The following is a 21,282-nucleotide window of genomic DNA, read 5'->3' as shown; positions in this document are numbered from 1 at the left end:
TGCCCAGCTCTTGCGAGCTGAGCATATGTTTCTTGATGCTATTGTTGAATTTCTGCTTTGTACAGGTCAACTACGAAGTTTTTGTAAGGTGTGATGTCAATGCCGTTCAATCTGGAGTTGATTGCCCACATATCACGTCTTTGGTAGATCGGTAGATCTGGAACGTCCTTGTTCAGAATTTGGTATGCTTCCGCATAAGCCGCTTTACGCTCTTCCAAATCAAAGGCATTCAGACCTTTCTTCATAGCTGCATCATAGTCAGGATTGGAATATCCGAGGTCATTTTGCTGTCCATCTGTGATATACACCGTGGAGTCTGGGTCTGGAGTCAAGCCCCAAGCAGCAAAGAACATATCGAACTCGCCTTTATCCTTCTTATCCATGATTGCATTAAAGTCCAAAGTTTCAGCTGTCAATTTGATGCCCAGCTCTTGGTAGTTCGTTGTCATAATCGGAATCAAAGCATCAATTACCGGGTTGTCAGCAGTTGCTGAGAAATGAATTTCGAATTTCTCGCCGTCTTTCTCGCGGATTCCGTCAGCACCTGGAGCCCAGCCTGCTTCATCAAGAAGCTGCTTCGCTTTCTCCATATCAAACTCGTACGGCTCAATACCTTCATTCGTGTAAGCCCATGATTCGCTGGATTGTGGAATATTAATTACGTTCGCATATTTACCATAGATGATTTCAACAGCTTCAGCACGATTCAAACCGTACATCAAAGCCTGTCGAACTTTAGGATCTTGGAATTTAGGATTTTTATGGTTAAGTGCAACATAGCCGTAACCATTGTATGGGAACATGTTATAGTCCAAGAAGCCCATTTCTTTAACAGCTTCTACGTTATCTTCGCTCACCGAAATCATATCCATATCGATTTCACCGGATTGGAACATAGCCAATTTGGTTTCGTCGGTTGTAGTCTTGTAGATGACGTTCTTAATTTTTGGTGCGCCCAAGAAATAGTTGGGATTAGCTTCCAATACTACTTCTTGTCCAGGAGAGAAGCTTTTCAGTACATATTGACCACTGCCGACTGGTTTGGCATGCAGGTCTTTCATGTACTCCAGGTTTCCTTGCTTGTAATCTTTGCCATAAACGGATTCTGGAACAAAATATACAGTACCCAGATTATCCTTGGTCATGGCATTTGCTTCTGTAACTTCGATTTCAACGGTATTGTCATCGATGATTTTAATACCGGAAATCTCGTCAGCTTTACCATCGTAATAATCTTTTCCGCCTTTAATGTTAACAGACAGAATGTCGGATTGTCCGTCATAGCTTTTGTCATGTAAAACTTTCATGGCGAAAGCATAGTCTTTTACAGTAACCGGATCGCCATTGGAGTATGTCACACCCGGCTTCAATTTGAACGTGTATTTTAATTTGTCTTCCGACACTTCAACGCTCTCAGCCAGGCGATTACTGTAAGTTCCATCCCCATTCAGAGCGAAAAAAGAATCGAAAATTGCGTCTACAACATAACGGTCGTACGCTGTTTGCCAGTAGAATGGGCTAAATACCCCTTTAGGTGCTGTCATACCAACCACGAGTGTGTCTTTACGTGCCAACGCAGTCGCGGGATTAGCAGATGGATCTGTTGCCTCGAAATAACCCTGGCTGTCGTCTCCAGTTTCAGCCGGCGGTTCTGTAGTATCTTTGTCGCCTTCAGCTGGTGGTGTTTGCTCTGTTTGCTCCCCTTGACTTGGCTGTTCTGCTGTTCCTCCGCTCGAACATGCTGCCAGTACCGTGATGGCCAAAAGCATGATTGCAAGCAGGAGTGACATTCTTTTCTTCATGCGAATCCTCCTCTTAAAAAATGTTGTTGCATTATAAATTATCAGGACGAATATTGAAATCATCCTTAAATAATTTCGGATTGAAGTTCTCCAGGATGTCATGGCATGATGTGAAATAATTTGAAAGTTTTACAGAAAATATACCATTGGTCAATTAGTGCCAAAGTCTCTAGCAAAATCTTCTTGCCTATAAAATTAATGTTATGATACGTGTAAATTTAGGTAACGTCAATTACTTTTTTTCATATTTCTCAAAAATCATGTTTTTAACGTCGTTTTTGAGGTTAATAATTAAGTTTATCTCCGTTGTATATCCTTAGTTTACTGAAAATGTATGTAATATCAAGATTTATTTACAATTTATAACTAAAATCACTTGTGGTTTAATAGGGTCTGTGTAATATTTTATTACACGAGATCTAAAATTTCATCTACTTATTCATTCGTTGGGTTCTGTAAGTTATGTATATGTTATATTATTTTACGTATACTGACGTTGTCTTCCTTGATTACAACTAGAAACTATTTTTATGTTATATATTATCCTTACGTTATGCTTCAATTCGGTATTAGATGACGTGTATTTATGGTTCTGCTTTCTCATAGTTTAGCCTCCTACAGCGTTAACGCTTAAAAAAAGCAATCCAGGACTGTGGTCCGGATTGCTTTTATGTTGAATTCCATGTCAGATAAATCAACCTTACACTTTCATACTTGCGAACTACAGATTCTTTACCCAAGCAAGCTTTAAATCCATCTCTTCAATGCACTGCTGGTGATCATGCGTATCGTCAGCTACTAACGGCGTCACCGGGTACATTCGCATCTGCCCGCGATACGTATGAAGCAGCGGATGCACCGCATGTCTCCCTTGGATCTCCGGATCCAGCCACTTTTCCAAGTTTTCCTCTGATAAAATCGCCGGCATTCGTGTTTCGAACTCTCGAATCGCTTCATTGGCCTCTGTCATTAGAACCGTGCATGTTCTCATTTCATTTCCCCTGGCATCCCGCCATGTCTCGTATAAACCAGCCATACCGAATATGTCATGATCCCCGATTACGGTCCGTACCGCATAACTCCGTTTACCAACCGTTCGCCAGTAATATAAACCGTTACAAGGGATCACACAGCGTCTTGTGTCAATCGCTTTACGGTAAGTGGGATTTTGATCAACCGTTGTAATATCAGCATTGACTGCGTCTTTACCCCAATAGGGCACTAATCCCCATCGATACTCATCGAGCACTCGTTCTCCCTGTTCCTGTATAATGACCGGCATGGTTTGGGTAGGGCTAATGTTGTACCGGCTCTTGTAGTAATACATTACCCGATTAATGCCAAAGCGTTGATTCACTTCATCGATCCCTGCGGACAGCGAGAATCGTCTACACATATAACTACCTCCTTTTTCCTTTATCGTTTGGATAATGGAGGCGGAATATGCATAATAAGACTAACAACATGGAGCTTCCACTGCTTGTACGCTTGTATCCCTGGAGTGGACATCATATAATTGAAAGGTTTCTGCAAGTTTTATGTAATCACAATATTAAATTTTCTGTGCCACTCTGTCGTGGCAATGTTCTTCTATCATGTTTGTATACGATAGACATCATTCTCGATTGTGTAAGTATGGGAGATCTGTTTAAATCGTTCTCTTTGTTGAGGCATCTTTGGAGGGTATATTACTTTCAAAGTGAAGATCGTCCCAGTGCTCATTTGATGAGCTGATACATACCTATATATAATAGAAGGAATTTTTTCAGATTGCTTCTTTTTCCGCCTTCATAACCGGTTTTTTATTTCTTACAGGAAGTACTCCACTATGTATAGAATTGTATTGCTTACAATAGACATTGTCCGCTTGAAGCAGACATGATTTCAGGGCTTTAAAACTGGAAAGCTTTACACCAGGCTTGTATTTGTCGACGGCTATTTTTCTTCCTCAGTGTACACTGTGGGGAGACACGATTCTTCCGTGGAGACATTATGTGTCCCAACATTTGGATGATCCCGTTTAATGCCGAAATGAATATTGCTTCAAAGCCCTGAGCTTTCATACTTGTGAGGTACGCTTGGTTTTACTTATATGGCCCTCGTCTCTAACAATTCTCATCACATCTCTCATTAAGCCAACCCTGGGCTCTTCCATAATAAAAAAGCGGACCAGCCTATGATTAGGCTGGTCCGCTTTGACACAAATGATTACTCAGTTGTGTATGGAAGCAATGCGATTTGACGGGAGCGTTTGATCGCAATCGTCAGAGCACGCTGATATTTAGCGCTAGTACCTGTTACACGACGAGGCAAGATTTTTCCGCGCTCGCTGATGAATTTCTTGAGCAGGTCTGTATCTTTATAGTCAATGTGAGTAATTTTGTTCACAGTGAAGAAACATACTTTACGACGCTTGTTGCGGCCGCCGCGGCGTGCCGGTCTTTTGTCGTTGTCTCCGCCTTCTCTTTGTTTAAAAGCCATGTGTTGTCAGTCCTTTCCGTATTAAAATGGCAAATCATCATCCGAAATATCGATCGGTTTTCCTTCATCGGAAAAAGGATCCTGATTGTTGTTTCGCGAGTAGTTATTGTTCCCGCGGTTTCCGCCACTGCTATTGCTGTTGCTTCCTCCGCTAAACGATGATTCCTCACGATTTCCTCCGCCACCGCTTGTTTCACGGTTTGACTCCAAGAAGCGAACATTATCGGCAATGACTTCGGTGACGTATACACGCTTACCTTCGTTATTCTCGTAATTCCGCACTTGAATGCGCCCTTCTACAGCCGTCAGACGGCCTTTACGCAGATAGTTTGCACAAGTCTCCGCAAGCTGTCTCCAGGTCACGACCGGAATGAAATCCGCTTCGCGCTCCCCGCCTTGTCCGGTAAACGGACGATCGACAGCAAGTGTAAATTGCGTTACAGCAACACCTGAAGGAGTATATCGCAGCTCGGGATCCTTAGTCAGTCGGCCAATCAAAATGACACGGTTCAACAATCCAATCCCCTCCTTAGAACGAAATCAATTACAAAGTTTTTTACACGTATTAAGCAACGTCGTTCGTGATGAGATAACGAATAACTTCGTCAGAAATCTTCATGAGACGCTCAAGCTCAGCTACAACTTCAGGTGTTGCGTTGAAGTTTACCAGAACGTAGACGCCATCACGGAATTTCTTGATCTCATACGCAAGACGGCGTTTACCCATTACGTCATGCTTTGTAATTTCTCCGCCGTTGGAGATGATGCCTTGGAATTTATCGACTGCAGCTTGAACAGCTTCTTGTTCAATGTCAGGACGAATAATGTACATCACTTCATATTTGCGCATATGTTTCACCTCCTTATGGACTTCGGCCCTCAATCTCTGTTGAGAGCAAGGAGCGAGTCTAACTCGCACCATAATACTATATCAGAACGGGTGATCGGATGCAAGTTTCTTTTCGGTGCTGAATCTGTGCTCTTCCCTTTATTCCCGCGCCTTTCTCACTTTCCCTGCAATGATTTAGGGTCCAATGGCGCATGATAATACATGCAGTCCATCCATCATAATGAGGAGGAATTCCACAATGGGAGAACAGTCCGAATTTCGTGCGGGTGACAAAGCCCCAAACAACGGCATTTATATGGAAGTGGGTGTCAGAGACCACATCATGGGGATCGAAAACCCGCGTCAAATTAAAATGAGCAAAGGCGATACCTTCCCCGAAACCCAAAATGACGATCGTGTATGGTTAAACAAACGCCGAGTGCAGCCTAAGTAATCGCCTGAATGGATCAATCAGCTTAAAGGAGCTTTGTACATCGTGCTTACCGCATCTTCTGCGCAGGGAATTATCAGAGCATTGCTTGAAAACTGTCAGCTAATCCATGAAAACTAAACGTTCGAAGTTGGGATTTTTATCCAGTGAAATTCGCATGTATACAAACCGACCTTTATGCGCACATTATAATCAGGCGGTGCATGAGAGAGGTGTGGTTCCGTTGAACGTTGCAGCAGAACGACGCATGAGGTTTCTGATCGTCACACGGATTGCAAGCTGAGGAAATGAGCCGAATGCTTGACCGCTTGGACAAGTGAAGCTATTGACAAGGTTCGCAGAAGTGCTGATAAAATGATTCCAATTCACAAGCACCGCCTACCCAGAAAGAAGGGCCCAATCGGGCCCTTCTTTTTTCGTTCAAAGCTCGGGGCTTAGCTCAAGCTGGTTAGCAACGAAAAACACCCCCGCAGAGATCGTCTGCATGAGGGTGTTTTATTCAAGGGCGCTTTACAGCTTAAACCCTAACTTATGTATCAAGCATCGTTTATATCCATAACAGCGGAACTTTAAACGATTGGTGGCGGAAAGGGTGGGATTCGAACCCACGCACGCCTTGCGACGCCTAGCTGATTTCGAGTCAGCCCCCTTGGGCCTCTTGGGTACCTTTCCACAGCAGAATTGATTATATCATGGAAACGTTATCTGGTCAATAGCTTGTCGATCTCACTGTTCCTTGGATTTCAATGACCGTTTGGAACGCTTAGGAGAGGAGATATTACGGTGTATCTCCTGCCCCTTCCGTCTCCTGAGCCGAACGCAAAACCTTCTTCATATTCTTCTCAAACTTTACACGGGGGATCAACACGCTGTGCTGACACTTGGTACATTTGATCCGAATATCCATCCCCATGCGAATAATCTCCATCTCATTATTTCCACAGGGATGAGGCTTCTTCATCTGAACGATATCCCCTAACTGAAATACCTTGCGCTCCATGGCTATCGCTCCCTTTTACTTCTATTACTTCTTCTATCTATTATATATCATTGGATAACCGATTAGATCAAGCCTGAACGCGTTCTTGTCCCATATCCCGTGCTTCAATAGCCTGTTTGATATCCGTAAATATCTGGCGCTCCACGTTTTCCCTTGCATTGGGATTGCATTCGGCCACAATACGAACAACATATTCAGAAGTATTCAATGACTGGATTCCTAATACATCCGGTGTCCGCTGGACCTCTGGGCGACGGTCCATGATTCCCGTAAGGGCCGACTGAATCAGCGTAATCGTATCCTTCACCTGCTGGTCGTTCTTTACGGGTAAATCTACAATGGCTAATGAATTGGAAAGGGAGTAATTCGTGACGCTGGTAATCATTCCGTTCGGAATAATATAGGTCTCCCCATTCAATCCCTTAACTCGCGATGTGCGAAGTCCGATCATTTCGACAGTTCCCCGGTACTCACCACTCTTGATTACGTCGCCTACTGCAAACTGATCCTCGAATATAATGAAGAATCCGGTAATAACATCCTTCACTAAACTCTGTGCACCAAAACCTATTGCAAGGCCAAGTACCCCGGCACCGGCTAACAGTGGTCCTAACTCGAAGTTGAACTCTGAGAGAATGATCAAAATCATGACAAAGTTGCACACAACAGAGGTTACATTTTTTAGCAGCTCCCCTACCGTGACAAACCGTCTTGAGTTCACTTGAATTCGGCTCTTCTCCTGCCTAAGGATAAACTGATCAATCATCTTATACACAACTCGTATTACGAGACGCGTCAGAATAAAAATGATAATGACCCGAATGCCGGATGACAGAACATTCATCCACATCTCTTCATTCGTTAACCATCTCCATATCTGATCTTTCAAACCCTTAGCCTCCTTAGTCATACTCCCCAAATCGACTCCGTCTGTTTCCCCAGATAAGTAACTAAAGCCCCTCATCCCTGATGTCCTCCCCTTACTCTTCGATGTTGATATACTTCTCGTTGTTATCCAACGCAAAGATGCCCCGGATCTCCACATGCTCCTGTCGGATGATCGCTTGAACATCATTTAACGCATCAGGCGGGAATTGAATCGATAATGCACAGCCAGCCGTAATCTCTTTTGGTGTAGGAAAAAGATCAATTTCGATATCCGCGTACTCCAGCAGCATTTCTGCACGCAGCGCCTGCTGGGTGGAATCAAATGCGATCAACATCGCGCCTTCCACTGCCCCGTCTCCCTCCATCATGGCTATCATTTCCTCTTATTTCTTCTCATCATCATTCCCAATGATTAAGAGTTTTATATAAACCTTTTCATAGATCAAGTATATTCATATACCTCATTCTGTCCAGGCACATTCCTTATCCTGAGAACATTCTTCTGTCCGAGTTGAATTTAAATCACATTTTAAGCGAATCCCAAAGTATAAAAACAGTCTTTCATCCATATACTGATACTACCAAATGCAGACGAAAGGAAGATTCTATGAACCGTCTATCTAAAATCACGTCTCGCCCGGAGGCTTCCAGCTTAAAAATACCACACACGGACCCTAATATCCATTCTGCTATTATACATCGCCTGCTCTTCCATCTCTCTGACGCCCGTATTCAGCATCGTCCGCTTGTCATTGTCTGCATCGGTACCGACCGTTCTACCGGCGATTGTCTGGGACCCCTTGTCGGCACCTCACTTGCACGCTACAACAGTCCCCTGTTTCATCTCTATGGCACGCTGGACGAGCCTGTCCACGCCATGAATCTGAAGGATACACTAACGGCGATATATGAAAAATTCGACAACCCTTTTGTGATCGGCATTGACGCGTGTTTGGGGCAATCATCAAGTGTAGGCTCTATCCAGATATCCGATGGCCCTCTAAAGCCAGGAGCTGGCGTACATAAAGAATTACCGCCGGTCGGCGATATCCACGTAACGGGCATCGTCAATGTCGGCGGCTTTATGGAATACTTCGTATTGCAGAACACTCGCTTAAGCTTGGTCATGCGGTTGTCCGATATTATTGCAACCTGCCTATTTGCAGGCATTAAAGAGTGGAACCGTTCTACCCTTCTTGCAGCGCAAGAGTGACGGCCTCTTTTTCTTCCGGAGACAATGGATATTTGGACTGCCCATCCTTCAGTGGTTTAGCGTACACATAGGAGCTCTCCCGGTTATGCAGACCGGTCAGCACGATCCCTTCCTCTTGTTCACTGAGAATAGCCAGGGAGAAGCTCATTTCGTTCCCCCGCTCGCCAAACGCATTGTATCGTACGATACCAACCTTGGACTTCATTCCTTTCAAACTGCCGCTGATCGTATCCAGCATTTTTTGATGATGGGCATGGCCCTCTTCAATCTCATCCATTTGGATTTTCAGTTGGACCAACAGTGATTCAATATCTTCTACCCCACTGCCTGCCATCATCGCATCATAACGACGCTTCATTTTACGCAGTTTTGTCCCTTGAACAATTAAAGTTATCCATAAGATCAAGATGATCATGACCATTCCGACGACAAACCAATGAAGCTGCTCCATGATCAATTCATTTAATTCAGACATGCTTTCTTCCTTCCTCTTCTCCATCTTGATCTATTTGATTATCTATGAATTTCTGCAATCGCCTTTCGTATGAGCTCTACTTCGTCACGGCTAGTAGATATCCCCACACTCGCTCTGACTGCACCTGTCTGTTCCGTGCCTGATGCCATATGAGCAAGCGGTGTGCAATGATAACCAGCACGCACGGCAATCCCATATTCCCGGTCCAGTCGAAAAGCTAACTCGGACGCGCTGTATCGCTCTGACACAAAAGCTACGATACCTGTCCTCGCTTGACCAAGTGCAGGACCTAATATACGAAGGCCTCCTACCTCTTGCAGACCCTCAATCATATATTGGGTTAGCTCCCATTCGTGTTGGTAAATATGCTGCGGTGTCCATTCAAGCACCTTCTTCACACCCGCTTGCAGTCCCGCATATCCAATCGTGTTAGGCGTCCCTGCCTCATATCGATCCGGACGTACCGTCGGCTGTTCAACAGCCTCTGATTGACTTCCTGTGCCTCCGTGCAGTAATGGTTCCAGATCAATATCAGGCGAGATATACAACCCGCCTGTTCCTTGCGGCCCCAGAAGCCCTTTATGCCCCGGAAAAGCCAACATGTCTACATGCATCTCCTCCACATGAAGATCCAGCATACCGGCACTCTGGGCAGCATCCACGAGCAGTACAGCCCCTTTTCTCTTCACCAGTTCACCGATTTCAACGAGAGGAATGATGGAACCAAGAAGGTTGGAGCTGTGACTACACACAACAAGCCTAGTATTAGAACGAAATGCTCCCTCTATTAGTTGCACATCAAGCTGACCTTCCTCATCGACAGGAATATAGTCTACTTGTACCCCTCGGGTGCGTTTCAAATACTCTAACGGTCTGCGCACTGAATTATGCTCAATCATGGTTGCAATCACATGATCGCCTTCACGCAAATACCCTTTGATCGCTAAGTTCAACGCTTCTGTAGTATTCGATGTCAGCGCAATATCATTAGGATTCTTTACCCCAAACAAGTCTGCGAGCGCCCTCCGTGTTCCATAGAGCACACGAGAAGCTTTCACCGCCATCCGGTGACTCCCACGTCCCGGGTTTGCAGCCGCCTCTTCCATCGCCTTTCTCATCGCCTCAAATACTTCAGGCGGCTTTGGCCACGAAGTGGCTGCATGATCAAGATAAACGATCGGGTCCATGATACTTCACCTTCATCTTTGCCGTATTGGTGTCTCTTAACAGGATATGTTCAAATATTTTCAAGTTCGGAGTATCAAGGCTATGGCTTCATGTTTAGTTAAATAAAGACATATCTCATTCCCCTTACAGGAACGTCGACATGTCTTTGGTTTTTAATCGCACTCATTTGCTGTTCAACCGTTTGTGACTCAACCCATTACGTATGATAGTTTCTTCTTCAACAGAATCACGGCTCTTTATTGAAGAAGTTCCAACAATCGCTCCAGGTCCTGTTTACTATAGTAATTAAGCTCAATCTTCCCTTTATCCTTATTGTGCTTAATTTTGACCGTAGTTTTAAAACGTTCTCTTAAATCCTCTTCCAGATGATCGATATAAGGATCTCTATTCTTAACCTTAGGCTTTGCTTTATCCGTTGGTTTACGATCCAGATTCTTAACCGCTTCCTCTAATTCACGGACACTCCACTCTTGCTCCACGCACTGTTTTGCCAACTGTTTAACAACAATGGGATCCTTAATTCCAACGATCGCCCGGGCATGTCCCATGGATAATGTTCCACGTGAAACATTGTCCTTCACTTCTTCAGGCAAAGACAGCAACCGCAAAAAGTTAGCGATGTGTGAACGAGACTTACCCACCTTCAATGACAGCTCTTCTTGCGTTAAGGAAAATTGTTCCATCAGACCTTGGTAAGCTACAGCAATCTCCATGGCGTTCAGGTTCTCCCGCTGCAGGTTCTCGATCAGGGCAATCTCCATGACTTGTTGATCGCTGAAAGATCGAACCACTGCCGGTATCGTTGCTTTGCCGCAATATTGAGATGCCCGGAATCTGCGCTCCCCGGCAATAATCTCATACCCTTTCAGCACACTGCGGACGATAATCGGTTGGATAACTCCATGTTGGCGGATCGATTCCGCCAATTCCTGGATAGCCTCATCGTTAAATGTCTTGCGCGGCTGATACGGATTCGCTCGCAATTGACTAAGCGGAATTTCCACTACCTTGTCATCATCATGAATAGACAAAGATGGAATAAGCGCATCCAGCCCTTTTCCCAATCGTTTACTCATACGAGATCACTTCCTTTGCCAGCTCCAAGTATACTTCCGCTCCCTTAGATCGAGGATCATAAGTAATGATCGACTGTCCATGAGATGGTGCTTCACTCAAACGAATATTTCTAGGTATAATCGTTCTGTACACTTTTTCCTGAAAATACTTTTTCACTTCTTCAATTACCTGAATGCCCAAGTTCGTGCGCGCATCCAGCATCGTCAACAATACACCCTCAATCTTAAGCGATGTATTCAGATGTTTCTGAACAAGGCGAACCGTATTTAGCAGCTGACTCAGACCTTCCAGTGCGTAGTATTCACATTGAATCGGGATGATCACGGAATCGGCTGCGGTCAATGAATTGATCGTTAAAATGCCAAGCGATGGAGGACAATCAATCAAAATATAATCATACTGGGGTTTGACTAATTGAAGTGATTTCTTCAATCGTACTTCACGGGAAATCGTAGGAACAAGCTCAATCTCAGCACCAGCCAATTGAATGGTTGCCGGAATGATGTCCAGGCCTTCGATGTTAGTCCCACAGATGGCGTCCTTCGGGTGTACTTCATTGATGATAATATCGTAAATGCAATTTGCAACATCGGCTTTATTAATGCCAACCCCACTCGTCGTGTTACCTTGGGGGTCAATATCCACCAAAAGCACCCGTTTGCCAAGCGAAGCCAATCCAGCTCCCAGATTGACGGAAGTCGTTGTTTTGCCGACACCGCCCTTTTGATTTGCTATGGCAATTATCTTTGACACTCATTTCACCTCAATGTAGGAAGACTCTTCTAAGTAGTCGCAATAGATGATATACAGCATCGGCTGTATATGTAATAAGCGAACGATCCCGATGATCTCGGGATGCCCAGGATATATCGGCGATGAAAATGAGTAATAATAAATTACATGTTTCTCATCTGCAACATCAAACTAAAACCCTTCGTTAAGCAACATAGACCGCTGCAGAGCATTATCTCTTGATCAACAGAAAAAGCGGTACGATGCATACCGCTTCACACCATATCTTAACGTTTAGGTATTTTTATAACGATTTCATAGTGATCTTCATGATCATTCTCTGTTGTTTTAATAGCCATCCCAGAGCCTGAGACCATATCGATCGATTGGCGGATCGTATTCAGAGCCAGGCGAACATCCTTGCTGTACGATATACGCTTGGCCTTCTTCATTGTTGTTACTTCTTTATAAAAGGCAATTCGTGCCTCTGTCTGCTTCACATTCAGTTCTTTGGTAATGATCTCGTCCAGCACTTTAAGCTGGGTTTCTTCATTATCCAATGAAAGCAGCGCACGCGCATGGCGTTCCGTCACCTTGCGTTCCATCAATGCCACCTTGACTGCTTCCGGCAGCTGCAGCAAACGAATCTTGTTTGCAATCGTGGACTGGCTTTTGCCTAGCCGCTGTGCCAAGCTCTCTTGCGTCAATTGATGAAGATCAATCAACTTCTGATAAGCCACTGCCTCTTCAATCGAAGTAAGGCCTTCACGCTGCAGATTCTCGATTAACGCAATGGAGGCAGCTTGTGAATCGTTGAACTCCCGAACAATGGCCGGAATCGTGTCCAGACCCAGCTTCTTAACCGCACGCCAGCGGCGTTCCCCTGCAATGATCTCATACATGCCATTTCGGACACGAACGACAATAGGTTGAATGACTCCATGGGTTTTAATTGTCTGAAGCAATTCATCAATCTTCTCGTCATCAAAAATCGTCCGTGGCTGGTATGGGCTGCTGACAACCTCGTTTACCGGGATTTGTTTCACTTCATCCCCTTGGTTCCGCTCTGCCGCTAAGCCAAACAATCTCGAAAATTGTTCTTTCATTCCGTATATTACCACCTAATTTCATGATAGCACGGATAAGCCTCCGAATATCCCGGAATCGGTTATACGATTGGATAACCACAACATGGAGTCATACACGGATAGTCCAACCATCCATTGGCGCTAAAATCCACTGTGGTGCCAGGCATTTCCCTGCAAAAACAGATTTCATGCTGATCGGAGAAAAACGCCTATGGTGATCATTGCCGTATTTCTCTGATCAAACCGCTGCATGAAGCGGTTGCTTCTTGAGAGATATAACAGGAGGTTTTATCATGATGCTTACGATCGATCGATATCTCACAAGTGGTATATATCTTTTTCTATTTCGCTTAAGGCCATGATCCCATGGGATGGCATGGTACCTTCCAAAAAACAGCAGCCACAACGATCAAAGTTGATGACTGCACGAAGCAAGGATGGAAAAGTGACCAAACCAGGATTTATACTCTTTCATCCAATTAAAGAACGGGCAAACCGGCCCTTCTGTCCAAATGGATACTACGATTCTATTCTACCACTTTTTGTCCTATAACTCTATTCTCCAATATCACCTTTTTTCCTTCATTTCTCGTTTGCTTTATACATGATTTGTGCACAGTTCCAAAGTTTTGGCGTCGAAATCATGTTATTGAGCCACATCATCTACCCAGCAGCCTTTCTTGAGATTCTAGATTCAGAATAATTGTAGGATTTGCCAATAGATTAAATCTGTTGAACAACCATTATCACCAAAGTCTAAGAAGAACGAATCTAAATTGGCTAGTAGATTCACTCGAATGATGCACATGATGGTTCACTGCTCCCTGCAAGTTCCCCTGTCCAGTGCATGAATGTGATGGATAGTTGCACACTAACTTTATTCATGAGGTTTTCATTCTTCATTATTCAAATTAGATAACATGGTTGTTATCATAATAATTTGTCAAAGAATATAATGCTTCCATAAAAGATACCTAACTTATAACTCACAACATGCTTCAAATGTTTCACGTGAAACATTCAAAGTTTATCAGATACATTCACAGCGTGGATGTCCATTCTTGTTTAAAAGCTCAGCTTTAATCAACCCACTCCCTTTAGAGGTAACCCTCGGTTCCATTTGATAAGAAAACGTAAAAAGTGAGCGTGCCATCGAGTCGTATAAAGCTTCTTACGAGAATCCTTAAGGGTTTCCTTTCAGTCGGTAATCTGAGATGTATATTTTCTTGTTTCACCTCTCTATTAAAATAATGACAGTCGATAAGAGGGGGCTTAATCAACGAAAATACAACAAATCACTTTTCTATATTTTTCAATTGTAAATAAAACTAGTATTAACGTCCCCACTTCCCTCTAAAGGCAAATCTACAAAGACAATAAAAAAGAGAAGGACTCCATAGAGTCCTTCTCTTGAATGGTTTGCATGTCTTCTAGCAAAGCTTGTCTCTGCAAGGGAGACCGGCGTGATTGACAGTATCTAGATCGATGGCAAAATGCTTACACGATCGGCGTTTTACTGGCCGTACCCGCCTTACGGGGGTACTTGGAAGGCGTGGCTCCCTTTTTATCGATCACCACGATATGCCGGCCTGATTCCTCTACGGGTAAGGAGAATGAGTGAACCTTGTTCAAAGCCCCTCTCAGCTCTTTCAAGCTGCGAGCTGCCTCCTTCACCTCTTCCGTAGGGTCACTGCCCTTCATCGCTGCGAATCGCCCCCCTACCTTCGTAAAAGGTAGGCAGAACTCGTTTAACACAGCCATGCGAGCAACCGCTCTCGCTGTGACCAGATCGAACCCATCACGGTATCCCTGCTTGCGAGCAACCTCTTCCGCACGCCCGTGAATCAGTTCAACCCCCGTCAGGCCAATCGTATCCACGACATGCTTCAGAAAGTTAATCCGTTTGTTAAGTGAATCCACAATCGTCAGGTGCACATGCGGGAAACATATTTTCAGAGGAATACCCGGGAAGCCAGCACCTGATCCGATATCCGCCAGATTGCCGATTTGGGTCATATCCACATAAAAGGCGAGCGTAATCGAGTCGTAAAAATGCTTCGTATAGACTTGCTCCCGTTCCGTAATTCCAGTTAAATTCATTTTCTCGTTCCACTCCACCAGTATTTCGTAATACATCTCGAACTGCTGGAGCTGTTTCTCATCAATCGTGATCCCGTGCTCTCCGAGCCGGTCAACAAAAGCCTTCTGAATGTCGTCCATTCCTTATCCTTTCGCTGCGGTTACCCGGTTATAATGCTCCAGGTAAACGAGAAGTATCGAAATATCCGCCGGTGTTACGCCGGCAATACGCGATGCCTGACCGATGGAGATCGGACGGATCTTGTTCAGCTTCTGCCGGGCTTCCATGGCCAGTCCGTTGATCTCGTCATAAACGATATCCTCCGGAATCCGTTTTTTCTCCATCTTCTGCAGCTTTTCCACATGTCCCAGCTGTTTCTCAATATAACCCGCATATTTGATTTGAATTTCGACTTGCTCTTTCATTTCCTCATCCAGCTCGTATGGAGACGGGGAGAGCGACTCAATCATCGCAAACGTAATCTCCGGACGGCGCAGAATCGTCAGCATATTGCTTCCGTCCACAATGGGTGCTGATCCAGCTGCTTCCAACATCGCATTTACTTCAACCGGCTTCACCTTCGTTTGGCGAAGACGCTCGATCTCCTGCTCAACGAGCTGCTTCTTCAGCACGAATTTGGCATAACGCTCTTCCGAAATCAGTCCGATATTATGGCCGATTTCGGTAAGACGCAAATCGGCATTATCATGGCGAAGCAGCAAACGGTATTCTGCACGGGAGGTGAGCAAACGATAAGGCTCATTTGTCCCTTTGGTCACCAGGTCATCAATCAGCACTCCAATATAACCCTGGGAGCGATCCAATATAACAGGCTCTTTGCCCTGCACTTTACGTGCCGCATTGATACCCGCCATAATGCCTTGACCTGCTGCCTCTTCATATCCCGAGGTTCCATTGATCTGTCCAGCCGTGAACAGACCCGGCAGCTTTTTCGTTTCCAGAGACGGCCACAGCTGCGTTGGCACCATCGCATCATACTCGATAGCATACCCGTTACGCATCATTTCTACCTTCTCCATTCCGGGAATGGAACGAAGAACCGCAAGCTGAACATCCTCAGGCATGCTGGTGGATAGCCCTTGCACGTAGTATTCTTTCGTATTTTTACCTTCAGGCTCAAGAAAAATCTGATGCTTCGGCTTGTCGGCAAAACGAACGATTTTGTCTTCGATAGACGGGCAGTAACGTGGTCCAGTACCTTCAATAACACCAGAGAACATCGGTGCGCGGTGAAGGTTGTCATTGATAATCTGATGTGTATCCACCGACGTATACGTCAACCAGCAAGGAAGCTGCTCATTGTCGGAGGATTTTGTTTCATAAGAGAAGAACTTAGGCTTCTCATCCCCAGGCTGAATTTCGGTCTTGGAGAAATCAATCGTATCCTTATGCACCCGCGGTGGTGTACCTGTCTTGAATCGAACAAGGTCGAATCCAAGCTCGCGCAAGTTGTGCGCCAGTTTTACCGACGGCTGTTGATTATTCGGACCGCTCTCGTACATCAATTCACCCATAATGACTTTACCGCGCAAATACGTACCGGTTGTCAGCACAACGGCTTTCGCACGATATTCCGTACCCGTCTGCGTCACGATCCCCACGCATACGCCATCTTCTACGATCAGCTGATCCACCATACCCTGACGAAGGGTAAGCTTCTCTTCTTTCTCCATCGTCTCTTTCATGGTATGCTGATAAGAAAACTTATCCGCTTGAGCACGCAGCGCGTGGACAGCCGGACCTTTACCTGTATTCAACATTCTCATTTGAATGAAGGTTTTATCGATATTGCGTCCCATTTCTCCGCCCAGTGCGTCGATTTCGCGAACGACATGGCCTTTTGCAGGCCCTCCAATGGACGGGTTACATGGCATAAAAGCAACCATATCCAGGTTGATCGTAACCATCAACGTTTCAGCACCCATTCGTGCAGATGCGAGTGCAGCCTCACAGCCGGCATGTCCTGCACCGACTACAATCACATCATAAGTGCCACCCATATAACTCATAGCTCACCCTCCTGTTCTAATTGTGTTTATATACGTAATCAAAGGGATTCCACCTCGGATATCCCTGAAATTGTTGAGCTGTTCCTACTATATATAGTAAGGCTTGAAGCTTATTTACCCAAGCAAAACTGTGAAAAAATCTGATCAATGAGCGAATCGCCAACCGCTTCACCCAATATCTCACTTAACTGCTCCCAGGCCATTCTCACATCGATTTGGATCATATCGATCGGAATGAGCTGTTCAGCCGCATCATATGCATCCTGCAGCGACTGCTTGGATTTCTTCAGCAAAGCGATATGTCGCACATTGCTCACATACGTCAGATCTCCGCCTTCAATCTGGCCGCTGAAGAACAAGTTGGATATGGCCTCTTCCAGCCGGTCAATACCCTCTTGCGCCTTCACCGACATCGGAACAATCAACTCATCGGGATAGTATCGATGGAGAATGTCCAGATCGAGATTAGACGGTAAGTCCATTTTATTCATAATGACAATACATTGTCTACCGCGTATTTGTTCCATCAATTCCAATTCGTCCTGATGCAGCGGTTCGTTGGCATTCAGCACGAGCAGAATGAGATCCGCTTCGTTAACCGCATGCTTGGATCGTTCAACGCCGATCTGCTCGACCACATCCATCGTTTCCCGGATACCCGCGGTATCAAGCAGCTTCAACGGAATGTTGTTAATGGTGACAAATTCCTCAATCACATCGCGAGTCGTACCGGGTATATCCGTGACAATCGCCCGATTATCCTGGGCCAGCGTGTTCAGAAGCGAAGATTTGCCCACATTGGGGCGACCGATAATAGCTGTCGTAATCCCTTCACGCAGGATTTTCCCTTCTTGCGCGGTCTTCAGCAGCTTATCAATTTCACCCATGACAAGCTGGCTTTTCTCTTTAATGAATTCTGAAGTAAGCGACTCCACGTCATGCTCAGGATAATCGATATTCACTTCGATATGGGCCAGAGTTTCGACTAGGGTATGCCGCAGCTCGTTGATCTTACGGGATAACGTTCCTTCGACCTGCTTGAGCGCAACGGAGAAGGCGCGATCGGATTTCGAACGAATCAGGTCCATAACGGCTTCCGCCTGGGACAGATCGATCCGGCCGTTTAAGAAAGCCCTCTTTGTAAATTCACCGGGTTCCGCCAAACGGATGTTTAATTGAAGCAACAGATCCATGACGCGTTTTACGGAGATAACGCCGCCATGAGCGCTGATCTCGACGACATCCTCAGTCGTGAACGATCGAGGAGCACGCATCACGGTTACGAGAACCTCTTCGAGGTTTTCTCCCGTTTTTGGATCCACAATATGACCGTAATGAACGGTATGGGAATCCACTTGTGTTAACTTGTTTTTACTTTTGAATATACGCTCCACTTCCTGAACGGAGTCCGGCCCGCTGACGCGAATAATCGCAATGCCGCCTTCACCGACAGCTGTTGAAATAGCTGCAATCGTATCACTAAACATCGTTTCCTTCACCTCTTTCTTTGTAAAAAACATCAGAATTACAGCCATACCATGTACAATCCGGCTGCTACATCTATCAACTTGAAAGGAAAACCTCCAACGGGGTCTTTCCCTATAGGTCTCTTTAAAAAACAATGACTCCCTCTTGAAGCTTAAGGAGTCATTGTTTATATATACTCTTCAACTCATTTAGGACGACTTGGGTGTAATGACAACCCGCCGGTTCGGTTCTTCGCCCTTGCTGTACGTCTTCACGGCTCCATGTGACTGGAGTTTAGCGTGAATCACCTTCCGCTCAGCAGCAGGCATAGGCTCAAGCACAATCTCTTTACGTGTCTTCAGTACCCGTCCCGCTAACCGATCCGCCAAATCCTCCAGCGTCTTCTTGCGACGGTCTCGGAAGTTCTCCGCATCCAGTACGATGCGAAGATAGCTGTTGGAATAACGGTTAGCTACGATATTCGCCAGATACTGAAGGGCATCCAGAGTCTGACCTCTACGCCCGATCATAAGTCCGAGTCCGGCGCCAGAAATTTGAAGCGTGGTAAAGTCTCTCCCCTTCTCAACCTCAACCGAAATATCTAGCCCCATGGCTTGTCCGGTATCAACAAGAAAGGTGATGGCTTCCTGGTAAGGATCCTTGCCTTCAAACGAAGCTGTGGCAGGGTTCTCTATATCACTGCTGACAGCAGGAACTTCCTGCGTCATGACAGAGGTATTGGAGACCTGAACCACTTTGGCCGGAACAGCTTGCGCGTTTGTAGGAAGTACTTCCTTCACAGATGAATCGCCGCCGGCACCGTCAGGCAGGAGCGTTAGTTCGACTTTCGCTTCCTTGACCCCAAACAGGCCCAGGAATCCTCTTGATGGCTGACTCAATACTTGAACCGATACACGGTCTTGACTTACACCCCATCGGGCCAGCCCTTGTGCGACAGCATCTTCAATGGTTTTTCCTGTTGCGACGATTTTACTCATCTCGACTTCTTGGCTCCCTTCGAACCTTTTTTCCCGCCTTTGCTGCCACTCTTTTTCCCGCCCTTGTTACCGCTCTTACTCTTCTGACCGTCGGTTGCGCTGGCAACACTTGCCACGACAGCAGCCTTGTCATTGTTGCGGTACAAGAAGTAGTTCTGCACGATGGTGTATAGGTTACTGTAGAACCAGTACAACGGAAGTGCTGAAGGGAACTGGAAGGACATTACAAAGATCAGAATCGGATAAACGAACAGCATGAACTGCATCATCCCCATTTGTGGAGACGGGTTCATCTTCATCATCATTTTCGTTTGGAAATAAGTCGTTGCAGCGGCAAGCACCGGCAAAATAAACAGCTTGTCCGGTTGACCTAATTGCAGCCACAGGAATTCGTGATCACGAAGGAGATTGTTATAGTAAATCGAATGATAGAGTGCGATAAATATCGGCATTTGTACGATCAGCGGCAAACATCCCGCCATCGGATTAACCTTATTCTCCTGGAAGAGCTTCATCGTTTCCATTTGAACTTTTTCAGGTTGATCTTTATATTTCTCGCGAATTTTCTGAATTTCAGGCTGAATGGCCTGCATTGCCTTCGAGCTTCTGACCTGTTTCAGAGTCAGCGGTAAAATCAAGGTACGGACGATAAGCACCATCACGAGTACGGACAATCCGTATTCACCGTTAAACCATGTAGCAAACGTATCAAGTGCCCATGTAAAGTAATAAACAACGTTGCTCTGCCAGAAGCCTCCATTTTTCAAGTCTTCAATGGTACGCGTTTGGTCAGCTCCAGGCGCACAACCTGATATAACGGCCACTGCAAGTATTACAGCGGTGAGGAGGAACCATTTTCCTCGTCTTGTCTTCATGAACGACACTTCAAAACCCCTCTCTTCGCCATTCCATTCCACGGTAAATCATAACATATTTATATGGACAAATAAACACATGGTTCAGCCCCTCTTCGCTTTCAGAAGGGACGATTTCCTCAATACATGAAGCACGCTTTTCTCCAGCTCCTGGTAAGACTTGTCGAGCGCTCCCTTTCGAACGATAAAGATCAGGTCGATATGCTCGATAATCTGGTGCTGATGGTGCCTGACAATCTCTTTAACCAGCCGTCTCATCCGGTTGCGGACAACCGCATTGCCGATCTTTTTGCTGCATGAAACGCCAACGCGAAACTGCTCTACCTCTTTTTTGCGTGACCAATATACAACAAATTGATGATTGGCGAAGGACTTTCCGTGTCGATATACCCGGCTGAAATCAGCGCGGTTCCGTAAACGAAGTTTTCTATGCACAAGTTTCTCCCGCCCTGCCGTTAATCAAGTTCAATAATCATAAGCCTCATCATAAGCCTCTTCGGCATCTCTTCTATTATAATAGTATAGTCATGCCAAAACCGCGATAAACATTCCAATTGGAATACTTTAAGCCTACTTTAGCTTATATTCCGCCGTTTTCATAAGGAAAC

General features: G+C 45.3%; 21 protein-coding genes and 1 tRNA gene. 2 read left to right on the top strand and 20 right to left on the bottom strand.

Annotation, left to right across the window (positions count from 1 at the left end; translation table 11 throughout):
• Positions 1 to 38: 38 nt before the first annotated feature.
• The 5 genes from M4D81_RS03480 to rpsF all read right to left on the bottom strand — a co-directional run bounded on the left by M4D81_RS03480 (position 39) and on the right by rpsF (position 5,133).
• Positions 39 to 1,802, bottom strand: coding sequence for an ABC transporter substrate-binding protein (locus M4D81_RS03480; protein ID WP_260064475.1), 1,764 nt, complete (start codon positions 1,800 to 1,802; stop codon positions 39 to 41).
• A 721-nt stretch (positions 1,803 to 2,523) separates the two neighbouring features.
• Positions 2,524 to 3,198: an SOS response-associated peptidase gene (locus tag M4D81_RS03475; protein WP_260064473.1), complete on the bottom strand. Its 675-nt coding sequence runs from the start codon at positions 3,196 to 3,198 to the stop codon at positions 2,524 to 2,526.
• Between the two features lie 812 nt (positions 3,199 to 4,010).
• Positions 4,011 to 4,283 carry a 30S ribosomal protein S18 gene (rpsR, locus tag M4D81_RS03470; protein WP_006207333.1) on the bottom strand — a complete coding sequence of 91 codons (273 nt, stop codon included), beginning with the start codon at positions 4,281 to 4,283 and terminating at the stop codon, positions 4,011 to 4,013.
• Positions 4,284 to 4,304: 21 nt separating this feature from the next.
• Positions 4,305 to 4,799: a single-stranded DNA-binding protein gene (ssb, locus tag M4D81_RS03465; protein ID WP_071219337.1), complete on the bottom strand. Its 495-nt coding sequence runs from the start codon at positions 4,797 to 4,799 to the stop codon at positions 4,305 to 4,307.
• Positions 4,800 to 4,848: 49 nt separating this feature from the next.
• Positions 4,849 to 5,133, bottom strand: coding sequence for a 30S ribosomal protein S6 (gene rpsF / locus M4D81_RS03460; protein ID WP_009591503.1), 285 nt, complete (start codon positions 5,131 to 5,133; stop codon positions 4,849 to 4,851).
• A gap of 238 nt (positions 5,134 to 5,371) precedes the next feature.
• Here rpsF and M4D81_RS03455 point away from each other — a divergent pair, with 238 nt between their 5' ends.
• Complete coding sequence (locus M4D81_RS03455; RefSeq protein ID WP_071219336.1) at positions 5,372 to 5,566, top strand: YjzC family protein; 195 nt, start codon at positions 5,372 to 5,374, stop codon at positions 5,564 to 5,566.
• Between the two features lie 578 nt (positions 5,567 to 6,144).
• Here the strand turns inward: M4D81_RS03455 and M4D81_RS03450 are convergent.
• From M4D81_RS03450 to M4D81_RS03435, 4 genes are all read right to left on the bottom strand, one after another.
• Positions 6,145 to 6,235, bottom strand: a tRNA-Ser gene (locus tag M4D81_RS03450).
• A gap of 106 nt (positions 6,236 to 6,341) precedes the next feature.
• On the bottom strand, positions 6,342 to 6,563 hold the full coding sequence (locus M4D81_RS03445) for a DUF951 domain-containing protein (RefSeq protein ID WP_071219319.1): 222 nt from the start codon (positions 6,561 to 6,563) through the stop codon (positions 6,342 to 6,344).
• A gap of 67 nt (positions 6,564 to 6,630) precedes the next feature.
• Entirely contained in the window at positions 6,631 to 7,527 is an 897-nt protein-coding gene (locus M4D81_RS03440; RefSeq protein WP_260064472.1) for a mechanosensitive ion channel family protein, read from the bottom strand.
• Positions 7,528 to 7,543: 16 nt separating this feature from the next.
• Entirely contained in the window at positions 7,544 to 7,819 is a 276-nt protein-coding gene (locus tag M4D81_RS03435; RefSeq protein WP_397376655.1) for a putative Se/S carrier protein, read from the bottom strand.
• A 239-nt stretch (positions 7,820 to 8,058) separates the two neighbouring features.
• Between M4D81_RS03435 and yyaC the strand changes: the two genes are divergently transcribed.
• Positions 8,059 to 8,664: a spore protease YyaC gene (gene yyaC / locus M4D81_RS03430; RefSeq protein WP_194540271.1), complete on the top strand. Its 606-nt coding sequence runs from the start codon at positions 8,059 to 8,061 to the stop codon at positions 8,662 to 8,664.
• Here yyaC and M4D81_RS03425 read toward each other — a convergent pair.
• The 11 genes from M4D81_RS03425 to rnpA all read right to left on the bottom strand — a co-directional run bounded on the left by M4D81_RS03425 (position 8,639) and on the right by rnpA (position 21,109).
• A complete protein-coding gene (locus M4D81_RS03425) occupies positions 8,639 to 9,139 on the bottom strand; it encodes a DUF4446 family protein (protein ID WP_194540272.1) in 501 nt (166 codons plus the stop codon). The two genes, yyaC and M4D81_RS03425, sit on opposite strands and share 26 nt — an antisense overlap.
• Before the next feature lie 38 nt (positions 9,140 to 9,177).
• Positions 9,178 to 10,326: an aminotransferase class V-fold PLP-dependent enzyme gene (locus M4D81_RS03420; protein WP_260064471.1), complete on the bottom strand. Its 1,149-nt coding sequence runs from the start codon at positions 10,324 to 10,326 to the stop codon at positions 9,178 to 9,180.
• A gap of 237 nt (positions 10,327 to 10,563) precedes the next feature.
• Positions 10,564 to 11,403 (bottom strand): ParB/RepB/Spo0J family partition protein, encoded by an 840-nt coding sequence (locus M4D81_RS03415; RefSeq protein WP_260064470.1) that lies wholly within the window; start codon positions 11,401 to 11,403, stop codon positions 10,564 to 10,566.
• A complete protein-coding gene (locus M4D81_RS03410) occupies positions 11,396 to 12,157 on the bottom strand; it encodes a ParA family protein (RefSeq protein WP_071219313.1) in 762 nt (253 codons plus the stop codon). The genes M4D81_RS03415 and M4D81_RS03410 overlap by 8 nt, the downstream gene beginning before the upstream one ends.
• A gap of 266 nt (positions 12,158 to 12,423) precedes the next feature.
• Complete coding sequence (noc, locus tag M4D81_RS03405; protein WP_071219312.1) at positions 12,424 to 13,242, bottom strand: nucleoid occlusion protein; 819 nt, start codon at positions 13,240 to 13,242, stop codon at positions 12,424 to 12,426.
• Between the two features lie 1,479 nt (positions 13,243 to 14,721).
• Positions 14,722 to 15,444 carry a 16S rRNA (guanine(527)-N(7))-methyltransferase RsmG gene (gene rsmG, locus M4D81_RS03400; RefSeq protein ID WP_260064468.1) on the bottom strand — a complete coding sequence of 241 codons (723 nt, stop codon included), beginning with the start codon at positions 15,442 to 15,444 and terminating at the stop codon, positions 14,722 to 14,724.
• Between the two features lie 3 nt (positions 15,445 to 15,447).
• Entirely contained in the window at positions 15,448 to 17,334 is a 1,887-nt protein-coding gene (gene mnmG / locus M4D81_RS03395) for a tRNA uridine-5-carboxymethylaminomethyl(34) synthesis enzyme MnmG (RefSeq protein ID WP_071219310.1), read from the bottom strand.
• A gap of 110 nt (positions 17,335 to 17,444) precedes the next feature.
• Complete coding sequence (gene mnmE, locus M4D81_RS03390) at positions 17,445 to 18,821, bottom strand: tRNA uridine-5-carboxymethylaminomethyl(34) synthesis GTPase MnmE (RefSeq protein ID WP_260064467.1); 1,377 nt, start codon at positions 18,819 to 18,821, stop codon at positions 17,445 to 17,447.
• A gap of 189 nt (positions 18,822 to 19,010) precedes the next feature.
• Complete coding sequence (jag, locus tag M4D81_RS03385; protein ID WP_071219309.1) at positions 19,011 to 19,799, bottom strand: RNA-binding cell elongation regulator Jag/EloR; 789 nt, start codon at positions 19,797 to 19,799, stop codon at positions 19,011 to 19,013.
• Positions 19,796 to 20,683 (bottom strand): YidC/Oxa1 family membrane protein insertase, encoded by an 888-nt coding sequence (locus M4D81_RS03380; protein ID WP_071219308.1) that lies wholly within the window; start codon positions 20,681 to 20,683, stop codon positions 19,796 to 19,798. The genes jag and M4D81_RS03380 overlap by 4 nt, the downstream gene beginning before the upstream one ends.
• A gap of 75 nt (positions 20,684 to 20,758) precedes the next feature.
• On the bottom strand, positions 20,759 to 21,109 hold the full coding sequence (gene rnpA, locus M4D81_RS03375; RefSeq protein ID WP_009591465.1) for a ribonuclease P protein component: 351 nt from the start codon (positions 21,107 to 21,109) through the stop codon (positions 20,759 to 20,761).
• Positions 21,110 to 21,282: the final 173 nt, after the last annotated feature.

Origin of the sequence: Paenibacillus sp. p3-SID867 (assembly GCF_025142895.1) — a bacterium.
In the GTDB taxonomy this organism is placed as follows: Bacteria; Bacillota; Bacilli; order Paenibacillales; family Paenibacillaceae; genus Paenibacillus_AQ.
This window is presented reverse-complemented; position numbering and strand designations above follow the sequence as displayed.

Bases quoted from the DNA above. Each gene is read 5' to 3' on its own strand.
- M4D81_RS03480 (WP_260064475.1), bottom strand. From the start codon at position 1,802: ATGAAGAAAAGAATGTCACTCCTGCTTGCAATCATGCTTTTGGCCATC.
- M4D81_RS03475 (WP_260064473.1), bottom strand. From the start codon at position 3,198: ATGTGTAGACGATTCTCGCTGTCCGCAGGGATCGATGAAGTGAATCAA.
- rpsR (WP_006207333.1), bottom strand. From the start codon at position 4,283: ATGGCTTTTAAACAAAGAGAAGGCGGAGACAACGACAAAAGACCGGCA.
- rpsF (WP_009591503.1), bottom strand. From the start codon at position 5,133: ATGCGCAAATATGAAGTGATGTACATTATTCGTCCTGACATTGAACAA.
- M4D81_RS03455 (WP_071219336.1), top strand. From the start codon at position 5,372: ATGGGAGAACAGTCCGAATTTCGTGCGGGTGACAAAGCCCCAAACAAC.
- M4D81_RS03445 (WP_071219319.1), bottom strand. From the start codon at position 6,563: ATGGAGCGCAAGGTATTTCAGTTAGGGGATATCGTTCAGATGAAGAAG.
- M4D81_RS03440 (WP_260064472.1), bottom strand. From the start codon at position 7,527: ATGAGGGGCTTTAGTTACTTATCTGGGGAAACAGACGGAGTCGATTTG.
- M4D81_RS03435 (WP_397376655.1), bottom strand. From the start codon at position 7,819: ATGATGGAGGGAGACGGGGCAGTGGAAGGCGCGATGTTGATCGCATTT.
- yyaC (WP_194540271.1), top strand. From the start codon at position 8,059: ATGAACCGTCTATCTAAAATCACGTCTCGCCCGGAGGCTTCCAGCTTA.
- M4D81_RS03425 (WP_194540272.1), bottom strand. From the start codon at position 9,139: ATGTCTGAATTAAATGAATTGATCATGGAGCAGCTTCATTGGTTTGTC.
- M4D81_RS03420 (WP_260064471.1), bottom strand. From the start codon at position 10,326: ATGGACCCGATCGTTTATCTTGATCATGCAGCCACTTCGTGGCCAAAG.
- M4D81_RS03415 (WP_260064470.1), bottom strand. From the start codon at position 11,403: ATGAGTAAACGATTGGGAAAAGGGCTGGATGCGCTTATTCCATCTTTG.
- noc (WP_071219312.1), bottom strand. From the start codon at position 13,242: ATGAAAGAACAATTTTCGAGATTGTTTGGCTTAGCGGCAGAGCGGAAC.
- rsmG (WP_260064468.1), bottom strand. From the start codon at position 15,444: ATGGACGACATTCAGAAGGCTTTTGTTGACCGGCTCGGAGAGCACGGG.
- mnmG (WP_071219310.1), bottom strand. From the start codon at position 17,334: ATGAGTTATATGGGTGGCACTTATGATGTGATTGTAGTCGGTGCAGGA.
- mnmE (WP_260064467.1), bottom strand. From the start codon at position 18,821: ATGTTTAGTGATACGATTGCAGCTATTTCAACAGCTGTCGGTGAAGGC.
- jag (WP_071219309.1), bottom strand. From the start codon at position 19,799: ATGAGTAAAATCGTCGCAACAGGAAAAACCATTGAAGATGCTGTCGCA.